Origin of the sequence: Eubacterium sp. MSJ-33 (assembly GCF_022174665.1) — a bacterium.
Taxonomy (GTDB): Bacteria; Bacillota; Clostridia; order Lachnospirales; family Lachnospiraceae; genus Coprococcus_C.
Genome location: NZ_CP076562.1, coordinates 410221 through 430902, shown reverse-complemented (window position 1 = coordinate 430902; position 20682 = coordinate 410221). Strand labels below are relative to the sequence as shown.

General features: G+C 43.1%; 19 protein-coding genes. 1 reads left to right on the top strand and 18 read right to left on the bottom strand.

Translation table 11 applies throughout. From position 1 onward, the window contains the following. Positions 1-7: 7 nt before the first annotated feature. The 15 genes from KP625_RS01915 to KP625_RS01845 form a co-directional block, all read right to left on the bottom strand. Positions 8-334 (bottom strand): type II toxin-antitoxin system death-on-curing family toxin, encoded by a 327-nt coding sequence (locus KP625_RS01915; protein WP_238299005.1) that lies wholly within the window; start codon positions 332-334, stop codon positions 8-10. A 15-nt stretch (positions 335-349) separates the two neighbouring features. Further along, a complete protein-coding gene (gene rhuM, locus KP625_RS01910) occupies positions 350-937 on the bottom strand; it encodes a RhuM family protein (RefSeq protein WP_238299003.1) in 588 nt (195 codons plus the stop codon). 301 nt (positions 938-1238) lie between these two features. Further along, entirely contained in the window at positions 1239-1772 is a 534-nt protein-coding gene (locus KP625_RS01905) for a hypothetical protein (RefSeq protein WP_238299001.1), read from the bottom strand. Next, positions 1760-2902: a DNA-processing protein DprA gene (gene dprA, locus KP625_RS01900; protein ID WP_238298999.1), complete on the bottom strand. Its 1143-nt coding sequence runs from the start codon at positions 2900-2902 to the stop codon at positions 1760-1762. Before dprA ends, KP625_RS01905 begins: the two co-directional genes overlap by 13 nt. Then, positions 2892-4436: a YifB family Mg chelatase-like AAA ATPase gene (locus tag KP625_RS01895; protein WP_238298997.1), complete on the bottom strand. Its 1545-nt coding sequence runs from the start codon at positions 4434-4436 to the stop codon at positions 2892-2894. The genes dprA and KP625_RS01895 overlap by 11 nt, the downstream gene beginning before the upstream one ends. Positions 4437-4576: 140 nt before the next feature. Next, positions 4577-5143, bottom strand: a complete 567-nt coding sequence (locus tag KP625_RS01890; RefSeq protein ID WP_238298995.1) for a flavin reductase family protein — start codon at positions 5141-5143, stop codon at positions 4577-4579. Between the two features lie 55 nt (positions 5144-5198). Beyond that, complete coding sequence (locus KP625_RS01885; RefSeq protein WP_021984462.1) at positions 5199-5864, bottom strand: GTP pyrophosphokinase; 666 nt, start codon at positions 5862-5864, stop codon at positions 5199-5201. Between the two features lies 1 nt (position 5865). Then, entirely contained in the window at positions 5866-6852 is a 987-nt protein-coding gene (locus tag KP625_RS01880) for a DHH family phosphoesterase (RefSeq protein ID WP_238298993.1), read from the bottom strand. Positions 6853-6864: 12 nt separating this feature from the next. After that, a complete protein-coding gene (locus KP625_RS01875) occupies positions 6865-7005 on the bottom strand; it encodes a hypothetical protein (RefSeq protein ID WP_177970781.1) in 141 nt (46 codons plus the stop codon). A gap of 77 nt (positions 7006-7082) precedes the next feature. Further along, positions 7083-7490, bottom strand: coding sequence for a GerW family sporulation protein (locus tag KP625_RS01870; protein ID WP_370641388.1), 408 nt, complete (start codon positions 7488-7490; stop codon positions 7083-7085). A 29-nt stretch (positions 7491-7519) separates the two neighbouring features. Next, on the bottom strand, positions 7520-8635 hold the full coding sequence (locus tag KP625_RS01865) for a hypothetical protein (RefSeq protein ID WP_238298989.1): 1116 nt from the start codon (positions 8633-8635) through the stop codon (positions 7520-7522). A gap of 38 nt (positions 8636-8673) precedes the next feature. Continuing rightward, positions 8674-8988, bottom strand: a complete 315-nt coding sequence (locus tag KP625_RS01860; RefSeq protein WP_238298987.1) for a hypothetical protein — start codon at positions 8986-8988, stop codon at positions 8674-8676. Between the two features lie 2 nt (positions 8989-8990). Continuing rightward, a complete protein-coding gene (locus tag KP625_RS01855; protein ID WP_177970413.1) occupies positions 8991-10394 on the bottom strand; it encodes a hypothetical protein in 1404 nt (467 codons plus the stop codon). A gap of 12 nt (positions 10395-10406) precedes the next feature. After that, entirely contained in the window at positions 10407-11321 is a 915-nt protein-coding gene (locus tag KP625_RS01850; protein ID WP_238298985.1) for a hypothetical protein, read from the bottom strand. 226 nt (positions 11322-11547) lie between these two features. After that, the gene (locus tag KP625_RS01845) at positions 11548-11910 is read right to left on the bottom strand and encodes a LysM peptidoglycan-binding domain-containing protein (protein ID WP_238298983.1); all 363 of its coding nucleotides are present in this window, start codon (positions 11908-11910) and stop codon (positions 11548-11550) included. Positions 11911-12047: 137 nt separating this feature from the next. Here KP625_RS01845 and KP625_RS01840 point away from each other — a divergent pair, with 137 nt between their 5' ends. Next, positions 12048-16277 carry a 2-hydroxyacyl-CoA dehydratase gene (locus tag KP625_RS01840; RefSeq protein ID WP_238298981.1) on the top strand — a complete coding sequence of 1410 codons (4230 nt, stop codon included), beginning with the start codon at positions 12048-12050 and terminating at the stop codon, positions 16275-16277. A gap of 103 nt (positions 16278-16380) precedes the next feature. Here KP625_RS01840 and hemW read toward each other — a convergent pair whose 3' ends face one another. From hemW to KP625_RS01825, 3 genes are all read right to left on the bottom strand, one after another. Next, positions 16381-17580, bottom strand: coding sequence for a radical SAM family heme chaperone HemW (gene hemW, locus KP625_RS01835; RefSeq protein WP_238298980.1), 1200 nt, complete (start codon positions 17578-17580; stop codon positions 16381-16383). Positions 17581-17588: 8 nt separating this feature from the next. Continuing rightward, the gene (gene lepA, locus KP625_RS01830; protein ID WP_238298978.1) at positions 17589-19403 is read right to left on the bottom strand and encodes a translation elongation factor 4; all 1815 of its coding nucleotides are present in this window, start codon (positions 19401-19403) and stop codon (positions 17589-17591) included. A gap of 93 nt (positions 19404-19496) precedes the next feature. Beyond that, positions 19497-20660 (bottom strand): stage II sporulation protein P, encoded by a 1164-nt coding sequence (locus tag KP625_RS01825; RefSeq protein WP_238298976.1) that lies wholly within the window; start codon positions 20658-20660, stop codon positions 19497-19499. Positions 20661-20682: the final 22 nt, after the last annotated feature.

The window sequence follows — 20682 nt, the reverse complement described above, 5'->3', positions numbered from 1 at the left end:
AAACTAACTACATTGTCAAAAAATTCATTACAAGATTCACCATTATGTCTTTTTCTTCTGGTCTAGACTCTGCAATCATAAGCGTAATCGCAACCAAGGCTCCATCACTAATTATCTTACTATCATCTCTATACAAAGCATTATTCCGAGCAAGGAACTCCAAAAATAAAGATGCTGCAATTCTCTTACATCCATCTGCATATGGATGATCCTTAATCATGAAATATAATAAATTAGCAGCTTTTTCCTCTAATGACGGATATACGTCTCCACCAAACACGCTTTGATAAACTGCCGCCAAAATACCCTCAACTTTACCATTTTCTTTCTCCACACCAAATACATCCGATTAAAATGAATCCTCCATGTGTGAAACCATTTTTTTACATTCCTCATATGTTATTTTATATATAGGCCTGTTTCCCACAGGTTTTTTAAGAGATTGATGATCATATTGGTCTAAAAGCATTAATGCATCTGTATACGAGGTAACAGCCCTTAAAATATCTGACTCTTCAACCTCCAATGTGCACGCAAGCATCTTTGTTTGAATATCAACGGTTCTTTCAAGCGCTTGCAATCGTTTTTCGTTAATAGCATAGCCTTGAATCACATATTGCTTTAATACAGAATTAGCCCATCTACGAAATGCGATGCCACGTTTTGAATTAACAAGATATCCCACAGATAATATCATATCAAGATTATATATCTTGGGTCTTCTTCCTCCTGAACTTTTGTCGGAAAAACCGACAGAAGTCCCATCTAATTCTCCTGAAGAATGTATATTGGAAATATGCTCACTCACTGTAGCATGCTTAACATCAAATAATTCTTCCATTTGTTTCTGTGTCAACCATACAGTTTCTAATTCTGGACTTAACTCAACTTCAAGATTTATATCGCCATCTGTAAATAAAACAATTTCATTTTTCAAAAAATATCACCACCTATTACAGCAAATAATTAATCTCATCTTCATAACCTTTTAACATGATCAAACTGCTTTCAAATATTTATTTTTGATTTTATCATGAATATTTTATCATGACAACGAATCTAATCAATAGTAATATTCCTTTTAAGAAATGTGGTTTTGTGCCGTACAGCATTATTGCCCAAGCGGGTTACTACGTTTCTTTTTTATTCTAATCAAAACTATTAGAATCATTTTCTTGACAAGATTACCATATCTATAGTAATATTTCTATAAGAAATGGGTTTGTTACCGTACAATCTTACGATTCAAGCGGGGTGCTCGTTTCTTTTTTTATATTTACCAAATCATATAAATATAAATTATTATCTGATGCATGTCTAACCAGCACTTCTATACGAAAAATATTTATCCGTTCTATTTCCCCATTATCAAGATATATTGGCAACGCAAATCGAGATGTAAAACGATACCACCCATATTTTGCATCCATCCCATGTTTATTTTTGAAATTTTCCTGCCAACGCTTATTTTTTGCTATTTTTAATAGCATCGGTAATTCACTTGTAGAATTAGCTTTTGCTTTTGCATTTGCACCTTTAAGCCTTTTTGTATCCTCAGACCCCTTTAATTCATTTGGAAAATCTGATCCTATGTATATTTTATCAGAAGTTTCAATCACTTCATAGCAACTTCCTACATATTCTTTTACATACTTCTCCACCTCATTCCAATTTATATTTCTTTTTCCCTTAAATCTAATATCCTTTATTAAAACAATAGGATTATTTTTTATATCATAAATTACTGTACATTTTTTCTTCACAAACTCCATATATAATACCCTCGCACCGGCTGCTTGATCACGTTTCGCCGCTCCAGCTCATACAGCACACTGATCGTCGTCGATACACCAAGTCTTGCCTGCGCGATTACATCATCCACATGTACCGGATCTAAGCCTAGAAGGTCATATACGGTCCGTTCTGTGGCTGTGAGGTTATCCCGTGTTTCACTTTGTTTTTTTTCACTACCGGATGCAGTACCGCTAACATCATCCATATTCAGGCGTTCCTCTCCCCACAGATCAAGCAGGATATCCTTCGGTCTTGTCACGCACATCGCACCCATCTGGATCAGGTGGTTTGTGCCCTCACTGAATGCGTCTAATACTCTGCCCGGCAGAGCGTACACCTGTTTTCCCTGATCAAGTGCCAGATCTGCTGTAATCAAGGAACCGCTTTTCTTCTTGGCACAGGATACTAAAACACCATCCGACAGTCCGCTTATGATCCGGTTTCTGAGTGGAAATTGAAACGCAAGCGGCGGTACATCCAGACAATATTCGGACAGAATCAATCCATGTTCTTCAATCTGCGCGAATAATTCGATATTCTCACGCGGATATGTGACATTGATCCCGCAGCCAAGCACTGCAATCGTATAGCCTCCTGCTTCCAGACAGCCGCGATGTGCCTGTCCATCGATGCCCCTGGCCAGTCCACTCACAATCTGGATTCCTGCCTTCGCAAGCTCTCTCGCGAAGATACGTGTCGTTTCTTTACAGTATGTATCTGCATTCCGCGCACCCACAATCGCAACCGACTGATTATAATAATTGATGCTTTCCCGGATTTTACCACGCGCAAATAAAATCTCCGGTTTATCGTAGATATTTGTAAGCTTCTCCGGGTATAACGGATGCCCCGGATATAAGATCCGGATGTTTCGTTCCTTTAATCGTCCGTATACTTCATCCAGATAATTTGAATTTTTGCGAAGCAAAAGCGTCTGATATTCAGCCGGTTCAAATTGCTTTGCCAGCTCCTTCTCAAGCTCCGATACCGATTGCTCCATAGCCTGCTCTACCGTACCATACCGTAGGATCAGATAATATTTTACTTTTGATGATATCTCATGATTTCCATATAGCCAAAACCTTGCCATCTCACTTCTAGTTTCCATACAGAACCTCCTTTGCAAATACATCCTGATTGCGGTAAAATGCCGCTTCCTGCAGATGTGCATTTTCAATCTCTTCACTGCCAGCCAGATCCGCGATTGTGCGGGCAAGCTTCAAGACACGGTGCACACCACGCACAGATAATTCCTGTTTTTCAAATAACTGAAGCACCAGCCTTTTTCCTTCCGCAGACAACGTGATATATTCCTCCAGATTCTTTCCATCGAGCTGAGAGTTAAACAACAGTCCGGTTCCGGCAAACCGTTCCTTCTGCATCTGTCTTGCCTGTTCTACCCGTGCCCGGATTGTCTTCGAAGATTCCGTTTTCTGTTTGGAGAAAAGTGCCTCCTGCTTTACGCCTTTAACTTCCATCCGGATATCGATCCGGTCAAGCAAAGGTCCGCTTACCTTACTTTGATAGCGGCGGATCTGCTGTTCCGTGCAGCTGCATCTCCGATAATCCGGGGAGTTTCCACACGGACATGGATTCATCGCCGCCACAAACATAAAATCTGCTGGGAATTCATACGATGCCTGTACTCTCGATATCCGGATTCTCCGGTCTTCTAACGGCTGGCGCAGCACCTCCAACACAGGTTTGGAAAACTCCGGAAGTTCATCTAAAAACAGTACCCCGTAATGTGCAAAGCTCACCTCCCCTGGTGTCGGAACCCTGCCGCCACCGATCAGTGCATATTCCGAGATTGTGTGATGTGGTGCCCGGAACGGACGTCTGTGGATCAATCCCCCTTCCGGCGGTAACATTCCTCCGACGCTGTATATCTTTGTCACTTCCAGACTTTCTTCGAAACTCATCTGCGGCAGGATCGTCGGCAGACGCTTCGCGAGCATGGATTTACCTACGCCGGCTGCACCGGTTAACAACACATTGTGAAATCCTGCCGCAGCAATCTCCATCCCCCGTTTGATGCTTTCCTGTCCTGCCACATCGGAAAAATCAATATCATACAGATATTCCAATGTATCCACAGCCAGTTGCTCGACATTCGTATTCTCATATTCTTTTATTCCCTGGATATACTCCATGGTCTCCTGCAGGCTTGAAACACCTATAACCGATATTCCCTGCACCAAAGCAGCTTCCTGCACATTTTCTTTTGGAACAATGCAGCTTGTCATACCTTCTTCTCTGGCACAGATGACCATCGGAAGAACGCCCGGAATCGCTTTTATCGATCCGTCCAGGCTCAGTTCTCCGAGCACCAACGTCTGTTCCATCGGTAATTCCGCTGTTACGCCAAGTGACAGAAGCACTGCAGTTGCAATCGCAAGGTCATATCCGGAACCATCTTTTCTCATATCTGCCGGGGATAAATTGATTGTGATGCGCTTCGGTGGCAAATGAAAGCCAGAATTCTTAAGCGCAGTCCGCACGCGTTCCGATGCCTCCCTGACAGACGATGACAGATATCCAACCATGGTAAATACAGGCAGACCATCATTCACATCTGCCTCCACATCGATCATATGTCCGTCCACACCGTGAACCGCACAGCTTTTTACTTTACTAAACATATTCGCTCCCTTCTTCTCCAAGGGCGCTGACCAAGTTTATAGTATAAAAGAAAAGAACATCTGTCAACGAACAAAGTCTGAAACTTTTGTGAACGTTGCAAATGTTCTTTTCTATGATAGGTACCACTATTTATCAATACTTATTTCTTTTTCTGCACACTGTATCCGAATTTGCCAACATAATCACCAAGCGTAAAATACTGTCCGTGGGAATATGCAATCAAATCTGTCTTATTCAGGTCAAACTTTCCTGTCTCATCCATATATTTCTCATCCGCAAGTACGGCTGTTACCGCAGCTAAGAACATATCATGGGAGCCAAGCTCTATTACCTGTGTGACCTTGCACTCGATATTGACCGGGCTTTCTTCAATGACTGGTACAGATATGGTCTGTGCCTTGCCCTTCGTCAGCTTCATCTCCGCGAATTTATCTACATCTCTGCCTGATTTTACACCACAATAATCCATCGCATAGCACAGATCCTTCGTCACTAAATTGATGACGAACTCTCCGTTTTTCGTGAGTAATTCATGTGAATATCTTGACTTTCGTACTGAGATCGATACCATCGGTGGATCCGAATTGATGGTTCCCGTCCATGCGATCGTGATAATGTCATCGATTCCATTTCCATCACCGGTTGTCACCATAACCGCCGGTACCGGATACAACATATTTCCCGGTTTCCAAACCTGTTTTGCCATTTTCTGCCTCCTGTTTTTTTCATCTATTCAGGTAAATCCAAATACAATCATTCCGTTATTCCAGCAGACTCCGGATCTCCTGCATCTTGTAGTCCATCGCCGTAATCGTATCCGCGCACTTTTTTAACTCCTTCGCAATAATCTCCGGATGCTTCAGATTGTCCTTCTTATACTTGAGCTTATGATCAAGACTCGCCCAGAAATCCATCGCGATTGTCCGAAACTGCACTTCGACTTTCATATATTTTTTCTCATTTGACAAGAAAATCGGAATCTCAACGATCAGATGCAGACTGCGGTATCCGTTTGGCTTTGGATTCCGTATATAATCCTTCACACATACAACCCGGATATCGTCCTGTTTTGTCAAAAGCTCTGATACCGTATAGATATCCTCCGGGAAGGAACAGATTACACGTACGCCTGCGATATCCGTCAGGTTCTCCTCAATATTCTCAATCGAAATCTCAAGTCCTTTCCGTTTCATCTTCTCCACAATGCTGAGCGGTTTTTTCAAACGGCACCGGATAGATTCAAACGGATTTCGATTGTACTGCGAAGCAAATTCCGTATTTAACACCTTCAGTTTTGTTTCTATCTCCATCAAGGCACACTCATAGTGCATCATAGACTCTATAAATGGCTGCATCGTCTGCAGCACCTTCTCCGGGTTGTCGGAGTTCATCAGAAGCTCCATACTCATATCTGTACTCCCGTTCATGTTACACACCTCTATTCTTACGAATCGTCTTCATAAATAGTTCTTTTAATTTCCGGTCATAGTCCCTGCCGATCTTATTCAGCGCTTCATGGCTGACAAATCCACCTGCCATCGCAGCATGTCCACCACCGGAACCGATTCCATCCAACACCTGATATATAAGCTTTCCGGCATCCACGTCTTCCCGTTCACTGCGCACAGAGAACTTAATACCATCCGAATTGATTGAATACACAACCGCTACATCCACCACATCCAGCGACAATATAAAATCCGATATAATCGCAACTAAAGAATTCGGACACTCAAACGGAATATAGGTGAATCCAACATAATCGAACACCTCAATATGCTCGATTGCTGCACCATACGCCTTCAAATCCTGAAACTCTATCGTGGAATTGTACATACTGTTCAGTTTTTCCGTACTGATATAATCGAACAAATATGCCATCATATCCATATCAAACGCGGTTGTTCCACGCACAAAATCCGCCGTATCCATCTTGATTCCATAAGCAAGTGCAGTCGCTACATCCTCATCCATCGGCACACCGCTTGTCTGAAAATACGACGCAACAATACTTGCACACGCACCTACGATCCGGATATCCTCGTACTTGTAATCTTCTGTCTTCACAAACACCGGATGATGATCGACACACGCCACCTCATTGCCCGGAAGATCTGTCGTATTCGCATTCGGTTTCTGACAATCGACATGCACAATATAGTCCTCTGCCTGCATGTCCCGGATGTCATCATACGAATAAATCTCAATTCCGAACGTATCCATCATTTTTCTTGTATTGAACCGGTCAATACTTCCAACATAACAGATGGTCGATGCAATCCCATAATGCTCAAGATACCGCTTCAGGCCAAATGCACTCGATATTGCATCCGGATCCGGAAAATTATGTGTCTGTAAATATACCTTATGTCCCCTCAGAAGTTCAATCAATGCCTTCTGTTTTTCTTCTGCCACTTGCGCCTCCTGTTAACAATCGAAACACAGCAATACATACGCTAAAACGAGCATTGCCGTCACCAAAACGAACTCACAAAAACCACTGACAAAATACGAAAGTATCATGCCAATCGCCATAAATAAAATCGAATATCCAAATAATGCTTTCAATTCCGCCTCTTCATCATTTTTGTTCTATTACATACTATGAAACAAAACGATTGAAAAGACGTAAATTTGCTCAAATCCTAGTTATTCTCACTTGCCTGATCAATTGCTTCTTTGATCTCCGGACTGTCAATATCCACATCTGTCTTCTTACCCATAGCTGTTGCGATTTTATCCACAACCTCAGGTATCATATCGATTACCTTGCTTACCGTGTCACCCTGCTTGACCGGAATCATCTTCGCGTGTCCGTTCTGGATCACAAGTACCGCAGTCGGTGACATCTTACCACCCATTCCGCCTCCTGCAGAGTTGGAACCTCCGTTTTTACCAAATGCACCGGCAGCCACGCCAAAATTCACATCCACAAGTGGTAAAATAATTGTATCTCCTACCTTCGTTGGCTCACCAACCACCGTCTTCGTTGTAAGCAGGGAATCCATACCCTGAAACAAAGAACCAACTGTCTGATTAAAATCATTTGCCATCACTCATTACCTCCAATTTCTATATTATCCTACTGATTCATTACTTTCTTTGCAACTTTTAGTGTCCTCCAGATATTGATATTCAAGATAATCCGGAGCAGATATCCAAGCCGGATTCTGCCTTTCAGCTTCACATCCAGTTCCAACACCTTCTGTTCAAAATCCGGCTGCATTGACAGCCCTTTTTGATATACAAACGGCAGTAAGCTCAAATATCCGGTCACCTGCCCGGTCTTGTATGGCTCATCCATGCCGTAATGCACATAGCCCTTTACCTTGCGTGGCAAAATATGTTTCAATGTCCGCGGAATATATTTTTTCAGATATTCACGCGTCTTTACCGTACACGACAGATTCCAGAACTTCTGCAATCGCCGGAGCTTTTTCTTCGCAGTTGCTGTCTTTTTCTCAATCTTGTCAGCCACACGTTCTGCGACCTTTCCGGGTGTGTGATTTCGGATAAATATCCAAATTTTTTTCAGTTTTTCCCACACCTTCTGACATACAATTTTTAATCTGCCGGATCGTTTCTTTTCTTCTTCCGGCAGGTCGTCGGGTTCGTCTAGATCAAAAATCTGCGGTTTTCCATCCGGTTCTTTATCTTCTTCTGTTTTGATATCCTCTTCCGTAGCTTTTCCAATATCCCCTTCCATATCCGGAAGTGTTATTGTCGGAATCTCTGTAATTATCTTATCGGTTTTACCGGATTCCCCGGTCGGTTTCTCCGGAGTCTTTTCTGTGTGTTTCTGTGATTTATCAGACATCTTACGAACGGCATCATCCAAATCCATATCACTATCTACATCGATATCATCCCATGCATCGTTGAATCCATCATCAGCAAGATGTTCCACCTCACGTTCTGCTTCTTCTGCCTTCTTCTTTCCAAGCCGGAACCAAAGCACCCGAATCTCCTGTTTCAGTTTGTCCTTCTCCATGCCCTGATCATACAACACCCGGACACTTAAGATCAGATACCGTACCTTTGCTTTTGCCTGCAATGTCTTACCACCCTGATACGAGATATCCGCCTGGTACCGGATCGGACAAAATAAGATCAATAGTAAAAGCAGGAGAAGCAGTCCTACGATTCCAAGAAGAATCCATCCGATTATTTTTAAAATAAGCAACAATACATGCAGCATTCCTTACCTTACTCCTACCTGCAACTCTTTCTCACCAATCAGGAGAAAAAATCTTCTACCTTCCATTCTTCCCCGGTTTCATCATACATATCCTGTATGATCTGCAATACAAGCTGTTCTGCCACTTCTTTGCCTCTTGCAAAACCTACAACCCGTATCCGGGAATCTATCTTCCTATATGGTTTTTGTAATAACTGATTATAGGGATAAATCTCCAGCAATCCATCCCGCAACAGCGGCAACACGATTACATACAGATTCCTGACAGTTTTATGCCGTCTGATCCGTTTCTTTATCCGTGTCTGTTTTCGCTCTGTGAGATTGTATGTATAACATTTATCAGCAAAAATCACGATTACTCCTCTATCATCTCTGAAATCAGTTTATTACATGCCATAAGCTCGCTGTCATCCTTACAATTCTCAATTACATAATCAAAATAATCCCGGATCTCCTGCTGTGTATTCATGAAGATCGGCATTGCAGCAAGCAGCTTACACATCATACTGCGGTAAACCGGCTTCTTCACACTTGCAAACAAATCACCAAGTTCCTTTACAAGTGCTTCCTTCTTCGCTGTGATATACGCATGATCCGCAGTTTCTGCCTTGCCTGTAATCTTGTCAAGGTCGATAAACAAACTTGTAGAAAGCAGTTTGCTCACCTTATCCAGACGGTCAAATGCCTCTGTCAATGTAAGTGATTCGATCTGTTCTGCTTTTCCAACGCGAATCTCATCCAGCACTGCTTCCAATATCACGATAGATTCATACACGCGCTCCTGCACACCTTCGATTGTGAAAAACTCATCCATCACTTCATCCGGTAACTGCTCGATTGTCTCTGCCTTTACACACGCCTCAATAATGCGAAGTGCAGCCGCATATCCAGGTACATCTTCTTTGTTCTTCTCATATGCTGCATCAATCGTAAGCAAAATCGTATACACATCATTGATTACTTCCTGTAGCAACATGTAAGCAGATACTTCGTTGTTGATTATCGTCGCCGCCTGATTCAGACGTTTCGTCAAATCTTCAAACTCCGGCAGCGTGAGTGCCGCATAATCAGCCTCTGCAAGATCGGTATAAACATGATATAAAAATGGATACTCCGTCTCAAATCCCTTTGGCTTCTTCAAAAGCACTGCACTGCGCAGCATATCAACAAACTCATCCACAGAGGTTGTCTCGCCCTCCTCATAGATATTGAGTGTTGAATTGACAATATCATAAAACTTATTCTTCGTCATACGAACCGGAAGCTGCGCCATCAGAAGCTGTAATTTACTGTTTATAACAACCGTATCATTCTCTGCAAATACATAGGCAAACATCTTCTCTGAAAGTCCCTTTGCATCAACCGGTGCCACTTCATCACGCACGGCAGCCTCCACACGGTTTAACACATACTCATAAATCTCATATGCATCCGTGTAAGCGGTCAGAATATGCATCTTATATTCTACATTGCTGCGAAGCTGTGCGATTGCTTCCATAGAATCTTCGTCCACTGCCTCGCGCTTAACGAGATGACGGTCTAACAAACCTGTCAGAAGTGCAAAATATTTGCAGACATCCATGTTCTTGTCTTCCTGCTCATCGCATACTTCCTTCATCGTGTAATAATTCATGCTTCCCTTTACCGTTGCATAGCAGTTATACTGTCTGCCAAGCAGCTCTGCATATTCCGGAAGCTTCGTGTCTAAGTCTTTGTCTCTCTGTATATCTGTCACTAATTTCTTACATGTTGCTATCATTATATCAGTCTCCTATTTCACATGCTCATGCGTAAATAAATGTTCATTGCAATACTCATAATTTCCGTTACATTTTGAGCAGAACCGGAACTCCAGATCATCGCCATCCCGTTCCGTCCTTCCACAAATCGCACATTTGTGCTTCGTTATGTTCGAAGGATATCCCATCTGCTGCGCCTTATGTCGGCGGTCTGCCTCTCCGTTTACCTGTCGAGAGAGATTCTCCACGCGACGATCATAATCCCGTTTTCTTCGTTTCGCTGCCGCCTTGCTGTTCGAGCTTCGCATACCGACACCCCGTCCCATAATCAGGTAGAAGATGAAGAAATTCACCAGATACGCAATGATAGAACCCCGATTCAACGTACTTGTCCGCATAAATTCATATGCCATCAATCCCATATCTATAACTGCGACCCAGAAAGCACGGATTGGAATGAAAAACATAAACAACACGCGTGCATCCGAATACATCAGCGCAAACGCTAAGAACAATCCATAATCAAAGTAATACATTGCCCATATTCCAACATCCATCATGCCAAGAACGGAACCATTTGCATAATAACAGTAAATACTGATGCCTAACATGATGACCGTATTCCAGAACCATGCACCAAATATATATAGGTTAAACATAAATGTTCCCATCGCCTGTTCGATCTGTTGTCCAAACAGAATCAATATAAAGATCATCAATATTCCAACTAAATTCAAATCTCCCGGTGGTGAAAATACCCATGTAAACAATCTCCAGAACTCATGCTGTTCCAAAATCGCATACGGTAAAAAAACAAGCTTGACAGCAAACGTCGGTACAAACGCCCATAATATATATGAGATTGCCATTACAACCGCAATCTTGATTGGAAGATTACGAATCGCAAATCTACCAAATTTTTTCTCTAATTTCGCAAAAAAACTCAAATCTGATTTTCCTCACTTTCACTCTTCATATCTGTTATACTACCATGCTGTGCATACAGATACATAACTGCATCATACATTCAAAGACTGACATATGCACGCATTAGCGTTGTTTATTATACCTTATTCACACAAAAAAAGCAATCGCCACGCACGGATTCTCCGTCTGTAGCAATTACTTTTTCTTTCACAGATCAATGTAATTTTCATTGATCCAGACACAAAGCTATTTTTCTTTCTCCGGCGGGATCCGGATGATTGTTCCAAGTGGCACCCGCAGATTGTAAAGCTCCCGGTTATACTGCATCAAATCTGCAATATCCGTATCAAATTCCCGGACTAAGCTTCCAAGCGTCTCTCCAACCTTCGCCGTATAATAACGCCTCTCTTCTTCCTCATACACCTCTGTTGGAATACAGATTTCATCTCCTGGCTGCAGATTATAGACATTGACATATGGATTCTCTTTCAGGATATCAATCAGGCGGACACCATACATTTTTGATAATTTGTATAACGTATCTCCTGCAACAACTTTGTGTACGGTTCCCTTACATTCATGCTCCATCGCACATATCTCCATACTCATTTCTGATTATTCTATTCTTAATAGGTAAAAATGTTCATAATTTTTGTGTTGAAATTCACGATTCTTTCCTATATAATGTCAGATGTCGAAAAATACAGAAATATGAAATGGGAAATAGTAAAAGAGGTAATTATTAAATGAAGAAATTAGGAATCGATATTGGTTCGACCACAGTCAAGGTTGCTGTGATTGACGAAGAACATAACATATTATTTTCGGAATACAAGCGTCACTTTGCAAATATCAAAGAGACCTTAAAGGAGCTTGTAGAACATGCCAGCAAGGAGCTTGGAAATGTTGATGTTGCTCCTACGATCACCGGTTCCGGTGGACTTGCATTGGCACAGGTCATCGGAATCCCGTTTGAGCAAGAGGTTGTCTGTGTATCCGAGGCTCTGACCGACTATGCTCCACAGACGGATGTTGCCATCGAACTTGGCGGCGAGGATGCCAAGATCATTTATTTTACAAACGGTGTGGAACAGCGTATGAACGGTGTATGTGCCGGCGGTACTGGTTCCTTTATCGACCAGATGGCTTCCCTGCTTCAGACAGATGCTTCCGGACTGAACACATACGCGAAGGATTATGATACGATCTATCCGATTGCCGCGCGTTGTGGTGTATTCGCAAAGACTGATATCCAGCCACTCATCAACGAAGGTGCAACAAAGCCAAACCTTGCAGCTTCTATCTTTCAGGCGGTTGTCAACCAGACGATCAGTGGTCTTGCCTGTGGTAAGCCAATCAAAGGAAATGTTGCATTTTTAGGTGGTCCTCTCCACTTCCTCGACCAGCTCAAGGAGGCGTTCGTACGGACACTGAATCTGACACCGGAGCATATTATTGCACCGGGACATTCGCATCTGTTCGCGGCTGTCGGTGCAGCACTTCAGGCAAAGGAAGAAACACACTATACATTGGATGAGATCAGTGGAAAGCTCACTGCTGATCTTAAGATTGCTGTGGATGTAGACCGTCTTCCACCGCTGTTTGCATCGCAGGAAGACTACGATGCTTTCATCAAAAAGCAGGAGAAAAATAAAGTATTACGTTCCGACCTTGCCACCTACAAGGGGAAATGTTTCCTCGGTGTCGACGCCGGTTCCACAACTACCAAGGTGGCACTTGTCGCCGAGGATGGCAGTCTGCTCTATGATTTTTACAGCAGCAACGATGGTAGTCCTCTTCGGACAACCCTGCGTGCCATGAAAGATATCTATACAAAACTCCCGGATGGCGTGGAGATTGTAGCCGGCTGCTCTACCGGATATGGAGAAGCCTTAATTAAGTCTGCTCTCATGCTCGACTATGGTGAGGTAGAAACAATCGCCCACTACACTGCCGCTGCATTCTTTGATCCGGACGTGGACTGTATCTTAGATATCGGTGGTCAGGATATGAAATGTATCAAGATCAAGAATGAAGTCGTCGACAATGTCATGCTGAACGAAGCATGTTCCTCCGGCTGTGGCTCTTTCATCGAGACATTTGCCAAATCGTTAAATTATGATGTGAAGGATTTCGCGAAGATCGCACTTCTCGCAGAAAGCCCGATTGATCTCGGAAGCCGTTGTACTGTATTTATGAATTCCAAAGTAAAACAGGCACAGAAGGAAGGCGCAAGCGTCGCTGACATCTCTGCCGGTCTTGCTTATTCCGTTATTAAGAACGCTCTTTTGAAGGTAATCAAGCTGACCGATCCGAAGTCACTTGGCAAGAATATCGTTGTACAGGGTGGAACCTTCTACAACGATGCGGTTCTTCGAAGCTTTGAGCTTATCTCCGGCAGGGAAGCAATCCGACCGGACATCGCCGGTATCATGGGTGCTTTCGGTGCTGCGCTGATTGCCCGAGACCGTTACGAGGAAGGGGACCAGACGACCATGCTCTCCAAGGAAGCAATGGAAGCACTCACCTACGAGACAAAGATGGCGCGTTGTAAGGGATGTACGAACAACTGTCTCCTTACAATCAACCGTTTCACAGGCGGAAGACAGTTCATCACGGGTAACCGTTGTGAACGTGGTCTTGGATTAAAGAAGAACCAGCACAACATGCCGAACTTATTTGAATACAAATTCAACCGGTTGTTCTCTTATGAACCGCTGACCGAAAGTGAAGCTTATCGTGGTGTCATCGGTATTCCACGTGTCCTGAACATGTACGAAAACTATCCGTTCTGGTTTACATTCCTGACGAAACTCGGCTACCGGGTACTACTCTCTCCGAAGTCATCAAGAGATATCTATACCCTTGGTATCGAGTCTATCCCAAGTGAGTCGGAATGTTATCCGGCGAAGATCTCGCATGGTCATGTTATGTGGCTGTTGAAGCAGGGAATCAAGACAATCTTCTATCCTTGTATTCCTTATGAGCGCAACGAGACACCGGATGCAAACAACCACTACAATTGCCCAATTGTCACAAGCTATGCAGAGAATATCAAGAACAATATGGAAGAGGTTTCTGCACCGGATGTCACCTATATCCGTCCATTCCTCGCCCTTGATAACAAGGAGGCACTAAAGGAACGTCTGTTGCGTGAATTCTCAAAATATACAAATGTCACAAAGGAAGAAATAAACGATGCAGTTGAGGCTGCTTATACAGAAGCAGATGCAGTCAAAGCAGATATCCAGAAGAAAGGCGAAGAGACAATCGCCTATCTGGAGAAGACCGATAAACTCGGTATTGTACTTGCCGGTCGTCCATACCATCTGGATCCTGAGATCAACCACGGACTTCCGGAGCTTATTAACTCCTATGATATCGCTGTTTTAACAGAAGACTCTGTTGCACACCTTGCAGAGGTGGAGCGTCCTTTGATTGTATCCGATCAGTGGATGTACCACTCCCGTCTGTACAAGGCAGCAAACTATGTCAAATCGAGCAAGAACCTGGAGTTGATCCAGTTAAATTCCTTTGGCTGTGGTCTGGATGCCGTTACAACGGACTGTGTCAACGATATCCTGACGAATTCCGGCAAGATCTACACAGTATTAAAGATTGACGAAGTCAGCAACTTAGGTGCGGCACGTATCCGTATCCGTTCCCTGATCAGCGCGGTCAATGTCAGAAGAAAACATAACTTTACACCATGTCCGATGCCAAGTAATTATAACCGTATCGAATTTACAACAGATATGAAGGATTATACCGTATTGGTACCACAGCTCTCCCCAATTCATTTCAATGTATTGGCTCCGGCGATGCGCCATATGGGATTAAATATTGAGATTCTTCCGGATGCAACAAAAGAAGTCATTGATACCGGCTTAAAATATGTAAACAACGACGCCTGCTATCCTTCTTTGATCGTTGTAGGTCAGATGATGCATGCCATCACTTCCGGCAAATATGACATCAATAAACTGGCACTTATTATGACACAGACCGGTGGTGGCTGCCGTGCAACAAACTACGTTGGCTTTATCCGTCGTGCACTTGCCAAGGCCGGCTATCCACAGATTCCGGTTATTGCCCTCTCCGTACAGGGCTTTGAGAACAACTCCGGTTTCGTATGGAATATGAAAACGGTCAAATGTGCAATGCAGGCACTTGCGATTGGCGATCTGTTTATGCGCGTTGTCTACCAGACTCGTCCATACGAGAAAGTAAAGGGTTCTGTCAATAAGTTGCACCGCAAATGGGAACATGCAGCCATCCGTTGCATGGAAAATGGCGGTCGCGGATTCAGTAAACTGGTACATGATATCGTCAAAGACTTCGACAACGTGCCTTTGAATGAAAATATAAAGAAACCGCGTGTTGGTATCGTTGGCGAGATTCTTGTTAAGTTCCTCCCATCTGCCAACAACCACTTAGTAGATCTTCTGGAAGCAGAAGGTGCAGAAGCGGTTATGCCGGATCTGCTGGACTTCTTCCAGTACTGCTTCTACAACAACAATTACAAATATGAATATCTTGGAAAGACTAAGAAATCTGCAAGAAACGGTAACCTTGGTATCGCTGCACTTGAAGCACTGCGCCACCCGGTAGTCAGTGCATTAAAGAAGAGTAAACGATTCCATCCACCTGTGCATATCAAGACTTTGGCAGAATATGCACGCCCGATTGTCTCCATCGGTAACCAGACCGGTGAAGGCTGGTTCCTGACCGGAGAAATGGTTGAACTAATCCATAGCGGCGCCAGCAACATCGTATGCTGTCAGCCATTTGCCTGTCTGCCAAACCATATTGTTGGTAAGGGTGTTATCAAATCCCTGCGTCATGCATATCCGGATGCCAACATCGTTGCTATCGATTACGATCCGGGTGCTTCCGAAGTCAATCAGGTAAACCGTATCAAGCTCATGTTTGCAACAGCCAGAAAAAACATGGAAGAAGAAAACAAAAAGAATTAAAAAATTAAAAAAGAAACGATTTTCATATTTTGAAAATCGTTTCTTTTTTATGCTATGTAAATAAACCTTCCAAAGGAAAAGTAATCCAATCTTCCCGATTCATTTAAGAATCAAGCAGGAAATCCGCCAGAATTACATTACTTACATCAATACCTGCATCAGTCAGGAAAATACGGTCTCCCGCAGTTGCCATAAATCCTTCACTAATATATTTGTTCAGCACACTTCCATATACCTCATAAATGTCTTTATTAAACCGTTCCTTGAAATCCTCCCTACTCACTCCGCAAGTCATCCGAAGTCCAAGAAACATAAACTCTTCCATACGGGCATCTATGTAGATATTCGTTACCTTTTCCCGTAAATTCCGGGTTGTGTCATTATACAAAAGTTCCATATTATCCATTTCCACAAATTTATCTGATAGATTCTCCATCAATTCAATGTATTTGAAGATATCCCGCATATTGTTGAATCGTTTTCCCTGGAAATAGGAAGATGCACCAATACCAAAACCTATATATTCCCCACCGGTCCAATATACCATATTATGCTTGCATTCATACCCCGGTTTTGCATAATTCGAAAATTCGTAACGATCATACCCATGTGCCGCTAAAAGTTGCTTCGTAATTTCATACATCCTCCGATCCACCATCTCCGGCGGAAGCTCATTTAAAATCTGCGGATCCCTTGCAAACGGAGTTCCCTCTTCAATGCTCAGAGAATATGCAGATATATGTTCAGGTCCAAATTCAATCACACGTGACAATGTATCAACATAAGTATGGATTGTCTGCCCCGGAAGTCCGGACATAATATCGATATTAATATTCTGAAACCCAGCACGTCTTGCCGCATTGTAGCTTGCCACAAACTGATCAAAATTATGGATTCGTCCCAACTTCTTTAACATATCATCATCACAGGACTGTAACCCAATACTGATCCGGTTAATGCCTGCAGCTTTATAGCCATTTAACTTCTGATGGCGAAGCGTTCCGGGATTCGCCTCAATCGTCACTTCGGCATTCTTCTCGACATGGAAATATCGGCGAATAAAAGCCATAATATTAGTAATCAGCGATTCGTCCAGCAAAGATGGTGTTCCGCCACCGATAAAGATGCTGCGCACACTATAATCCGCTACAATCGGTGCATACATCTTAATCTCCTGACAGAGACAATCTACATAACGAAGCATCGTACCATAACTTTCCCCGTCAAATGACAGGAAATCACAATATTTACATTTAACAACACAAAATGGTATATGAACGTATAAGCTCACATATTTTTTCATTCGTTATCCTACTCCTCATCTAACTTCAGTACACTCATAAACGCCTTCTGCGGAATTTCTACATTTCCGACCTGACGCATACGCTTCTTTCCTTCCTTCTGCTTCTCCAAGAGCTTTCTCTTACGTGAAATATCACCGCCATAGCATTTTGCAAGCACATCTTTACGCATCGCCTTAACGGTCTCTCTGGCAATAACCTTAGAACCGATGGCTGCCTGAATCGGAATCTCAAAGAGCTGTCTTGGAATCTCCTCCTTTAGCTTCTCACACATCTTTCTGCCTCGTTCATAAGCTGTATCCTTGTGCAGGATAAAGGAAAGCGCATCCACCTCTTCTTTATTGATCAGGATATCCAGCTTGACAAGATCCGAACGGACATACCCCTTCATCTCATAGTCAAACGATGCGTATCCTCTCGATCTTGATTTTAACGCATCAAAGAAATCATAGATGATTTCATTCAACGGCAGATCATATTTTAAGAGCGCACGTGTCGTCTCCATATATTCCATACTCTTGTAAACACCGCGGCGTTCCTGACAAAGCTGCATGATTGCACCAACATATTCCGTCGTAACCATGATCTCTGCACTGACAAACGGTTCCTCCATATATTCAATCGTAGAAGGATCCGGCAGGTTTGATGGATTTGTAAGCTCCATCACCTCACCATCCGTCTTATGCACACGGTAGATAACGCCCGGTGCTGTCGTCACTAAATCCAGATTGTATTCACGTTCCAGACGCTCCTGAATGATCTCCAAATGCAACAGTCCAAGGAATCCACAACGGAAACCAAAACCAAGTGCGATGGAAGTTTCCGGCTCATAGCTTAAGGATGCATCATTTAACTGTAATTTTTCTAAAGCATCTCTTAAATCCGGATATTTCGCTCCATCCGCCGGATACAATCCACAGTAAACCATCGGATTTACCTTTTTGTAGCCCGGAAGTGCCTCTGTACATGGATTGTCCGCATCGGTAACGGTATCGCCAACGGTGGTATCTTTTACATTTTTCAGGCTGGCTGTAATATAACCAACCATACCGGCAGAAAGCTCATCACATGGAATAAACTGTCCGGCTCCAAAAATTCCGACCTGTACAACCTCTGCCTCCGCATCGGTTGCCATCATACGGATATTCGTTCCCTTTTTCACGGTACCGTCAAACACACGACAGAAAATTATAACGCCCTTATAAGCATCATATAAGCTGTCAAAAATCAGTGCCTTTAAAGGTGCATCTGCATCACCTTCCGGTGCCGGAATCTTTGTCACAATCTGTTCCAATACCTCCTCTATATTCGTACCATTTTTGGCAGAAATACGCGGAGCATCGTGTGCCTCAATTCCGATTACATCCTCGATTTCCGCTACAACGCGGTCCGGATCTGCGGATGGCAGATCAATCTTATTGATAACCGGCATGATCTCCAGGTTGTGATCGACCGCCAGATAACAGTTTGCCAGTGTCTGTGCTTCAATTCCCTGTGCCGCATCAACAATCAGGATGGCGCCCTCGCAGGCTGCCAGACTCCGGGATACTTCATAATTAAAATCCACGTGTCCCGGTGTGTCAATCAGATTGAAGATATATTCTTCTCCATCTTCTGCTTTGTAGACAATACGCACTGACTGTGCCTTGATCGTAATTCCACGTTCCCGCTCAAGATCCATGTTGTCCAACACCTGATTCTGCATCTCACGACTCGTCAAAAGTCCGGTTTTTTCAATAATCCGGTCAGCCAGTGTCGATTTACCATGATCAATATGTGCAATAATACAGAAATTTCGTATTTTACTTTTATCCAAATGTGCCATATACTTTATAACCTCATAATTTCCGATTTTTGTTCATCCGGAAAAGTGCGATGAACTGTATGCTCTTAATTGTCAAAAGTATACCACACTTTCCTACTCTTGTGCAATCAGTACTTTATAGAGAATTGCACCAAGAGGAACCATTGCATTTTTTGCTTCCGCAACAGTATTTGTCTGTGCTCCGACTTCAATCAACGATGAACGCGCTTTCTTATCTAAATTAAAGCAATACCCACGTACATAAATGCGCCGCATCAAATCCCCATACATTGCCTTGCCAGCCAGATGCATCTGCAGACTAAAAGCCAGATTGTCTTGTCGATATGGATTATATAGATAGTCAATCTCTCCATTTTCATTTGTACGACTCATACCATTTAAAAACATAATCTGTGCCGTTGGAAGTCCATCAATTTCACGCACCAGCCGAACCTCATCCCGCACACCATCTCTGTGAATATCCAGTACAACCTCTATGGACGGATACTGTTCCAAAATAGCGTCAATCCCATCACTTGCATAATCATATGCCTGGCTGCGGTCTTCCACACCGTCGACAACATCATACACCGTACGATCATGATACACCGGAATTCCATAATCATCCTCCAAAATCCGCGTCAGCTCATCCCCGACACCAATGACAGTGTCCTCCGTCACTCCGGGACGGCTGTCCGAAAAGGCCTCACTTCCATGGGTATGATAAATCAATACTTTATAGTCACCGGATGAAGTATCGATATGAAAATCCTCTTTTAACAGTGAATCCGCCGATAACTCCTCTGCAGCGACATTCGTTGAACTATCAATTATATAGCAATTCTGCACAAGAAAATTAAAATTTTGTAGCTGTTCCATAGAATATGTAATTGCATGCGGAACCGATAATGGTTCTGTGTTAATCGTTTCCATAATTGCATCGGATGAAGTAGCAGGATTCTGATCTTCAATGACCTCTTCCGCACTTGCCTGGGAACTCTCATCCGAAAATACATCACTTGTATCAACCGGTGCCGCGATTGCAACTCTGTCCCAGGATGCATCCTCTGACTCATCCATAATGTTTGTAAGCACAGGAAAAAAGGCTGTCTGCAGATTCGGATCTGTATTTCCCGAATAAAGCGATGGAACTACTCCTTCTTTCAGAAGATGCTTCACCTGTGCTGAAACAGCATTGTCCTGTCTTCCAAGCCATATTCCTATCCCAGACAAAATGATGATGCTGATTAATCCAATTTTTATATACTTTTTCTCCATACCATAATATATGCACAGATAC

Bases quoted from the DNA above. Each gene is read 5' to 3' on its own strand.
- KP625_RS01905 (WP_238299001.1), bottom strand. From the start codon at position 1,772: ATGGAGTTTGTGAAGAAAAAATGTACAGTAATTTATGATATAAAAAAT.
- dprA (WP_238298999.1), bottom strand. From the start codon at position 2,902: ATGGAAACTAGAAGTGAGATGGCAAGGTTTTGGCTATATGGAAATCAT.
- KP625_RS01895 (WP_238298997.1), bottom strand. From the start codon at position 4,436: ATGTTTAGTAAAGTAAAAAGCTGTGCGGTTCACGGTGTGGACGGACAT.
- KP625_RS01890 (WP_238298995.1), bottom strand. From the start codon at position 5,143: ATGGCAAAACAGGTTTGGAAACCGGGAAATATGTTGTATCCGGTACCG.
- KP625_RS01885 (WP_021984462.1), bottom strand. From the start codon at position 5,864: ATGAACGGGAGTACAGATATGAGTATGGAGCTTCTGATGAACTCCGAC.
- KP625_RS01870 (WP_370641388.1), bottom strand. From the start codon at position 7,490: ATGGCAAATGATTTTAATCAGACAGTTGGTTCTTTGTTTCAGGGTATG.
- KP625_RS01865 (WP_238298989.1), bottom strand. From the start codon at position 8,635: ATGCTGCATGTATTGTTGCTTATTTTAAAAATAATCGGATGGATTCTT.
- KP625_RS01855 (WP_177970413.1), bottom strand. From the start codon at position 10,394: ATGATAGCAACATGTAAGAAATTAGTGACAGATATACAGAGAGACAAA.
- KP625_RS01845 (WP_238298983.1), bottom strand. From the start codon at position 11,910: ATGAGTATGGAGATATGTGCGATGGAGCATGAATGTAAGGGAACCGTA.
- KP625_RS01840 (WP_238298981.1), top strand. From the start codon at position 12,048: ATGAAGAAATTAGGAATCGATATTGGTTCGACCACAGTCAAGGTTGCT.
- hemW (WP_238298980.1), bottom strand. From the start codon at position 17,580: ATGAAAAAATATGTGAGCTTATACGTTCATATACCATTTTGTGTTGTT.
- lepA (WP_238298978.1), bottom strand. From the start codon at position 19,403: ATGGCACATTTGGATAAAAGTAAAATACGAAATTTCTGTATTATTGCA.
- KP625_RS01825 (WP_238298976.1), bottom strand. From the start codon at position 20,660: ATGGAGAAAAAGTATATAAAAATTGGATTAATCAGCATCATCATTTTG.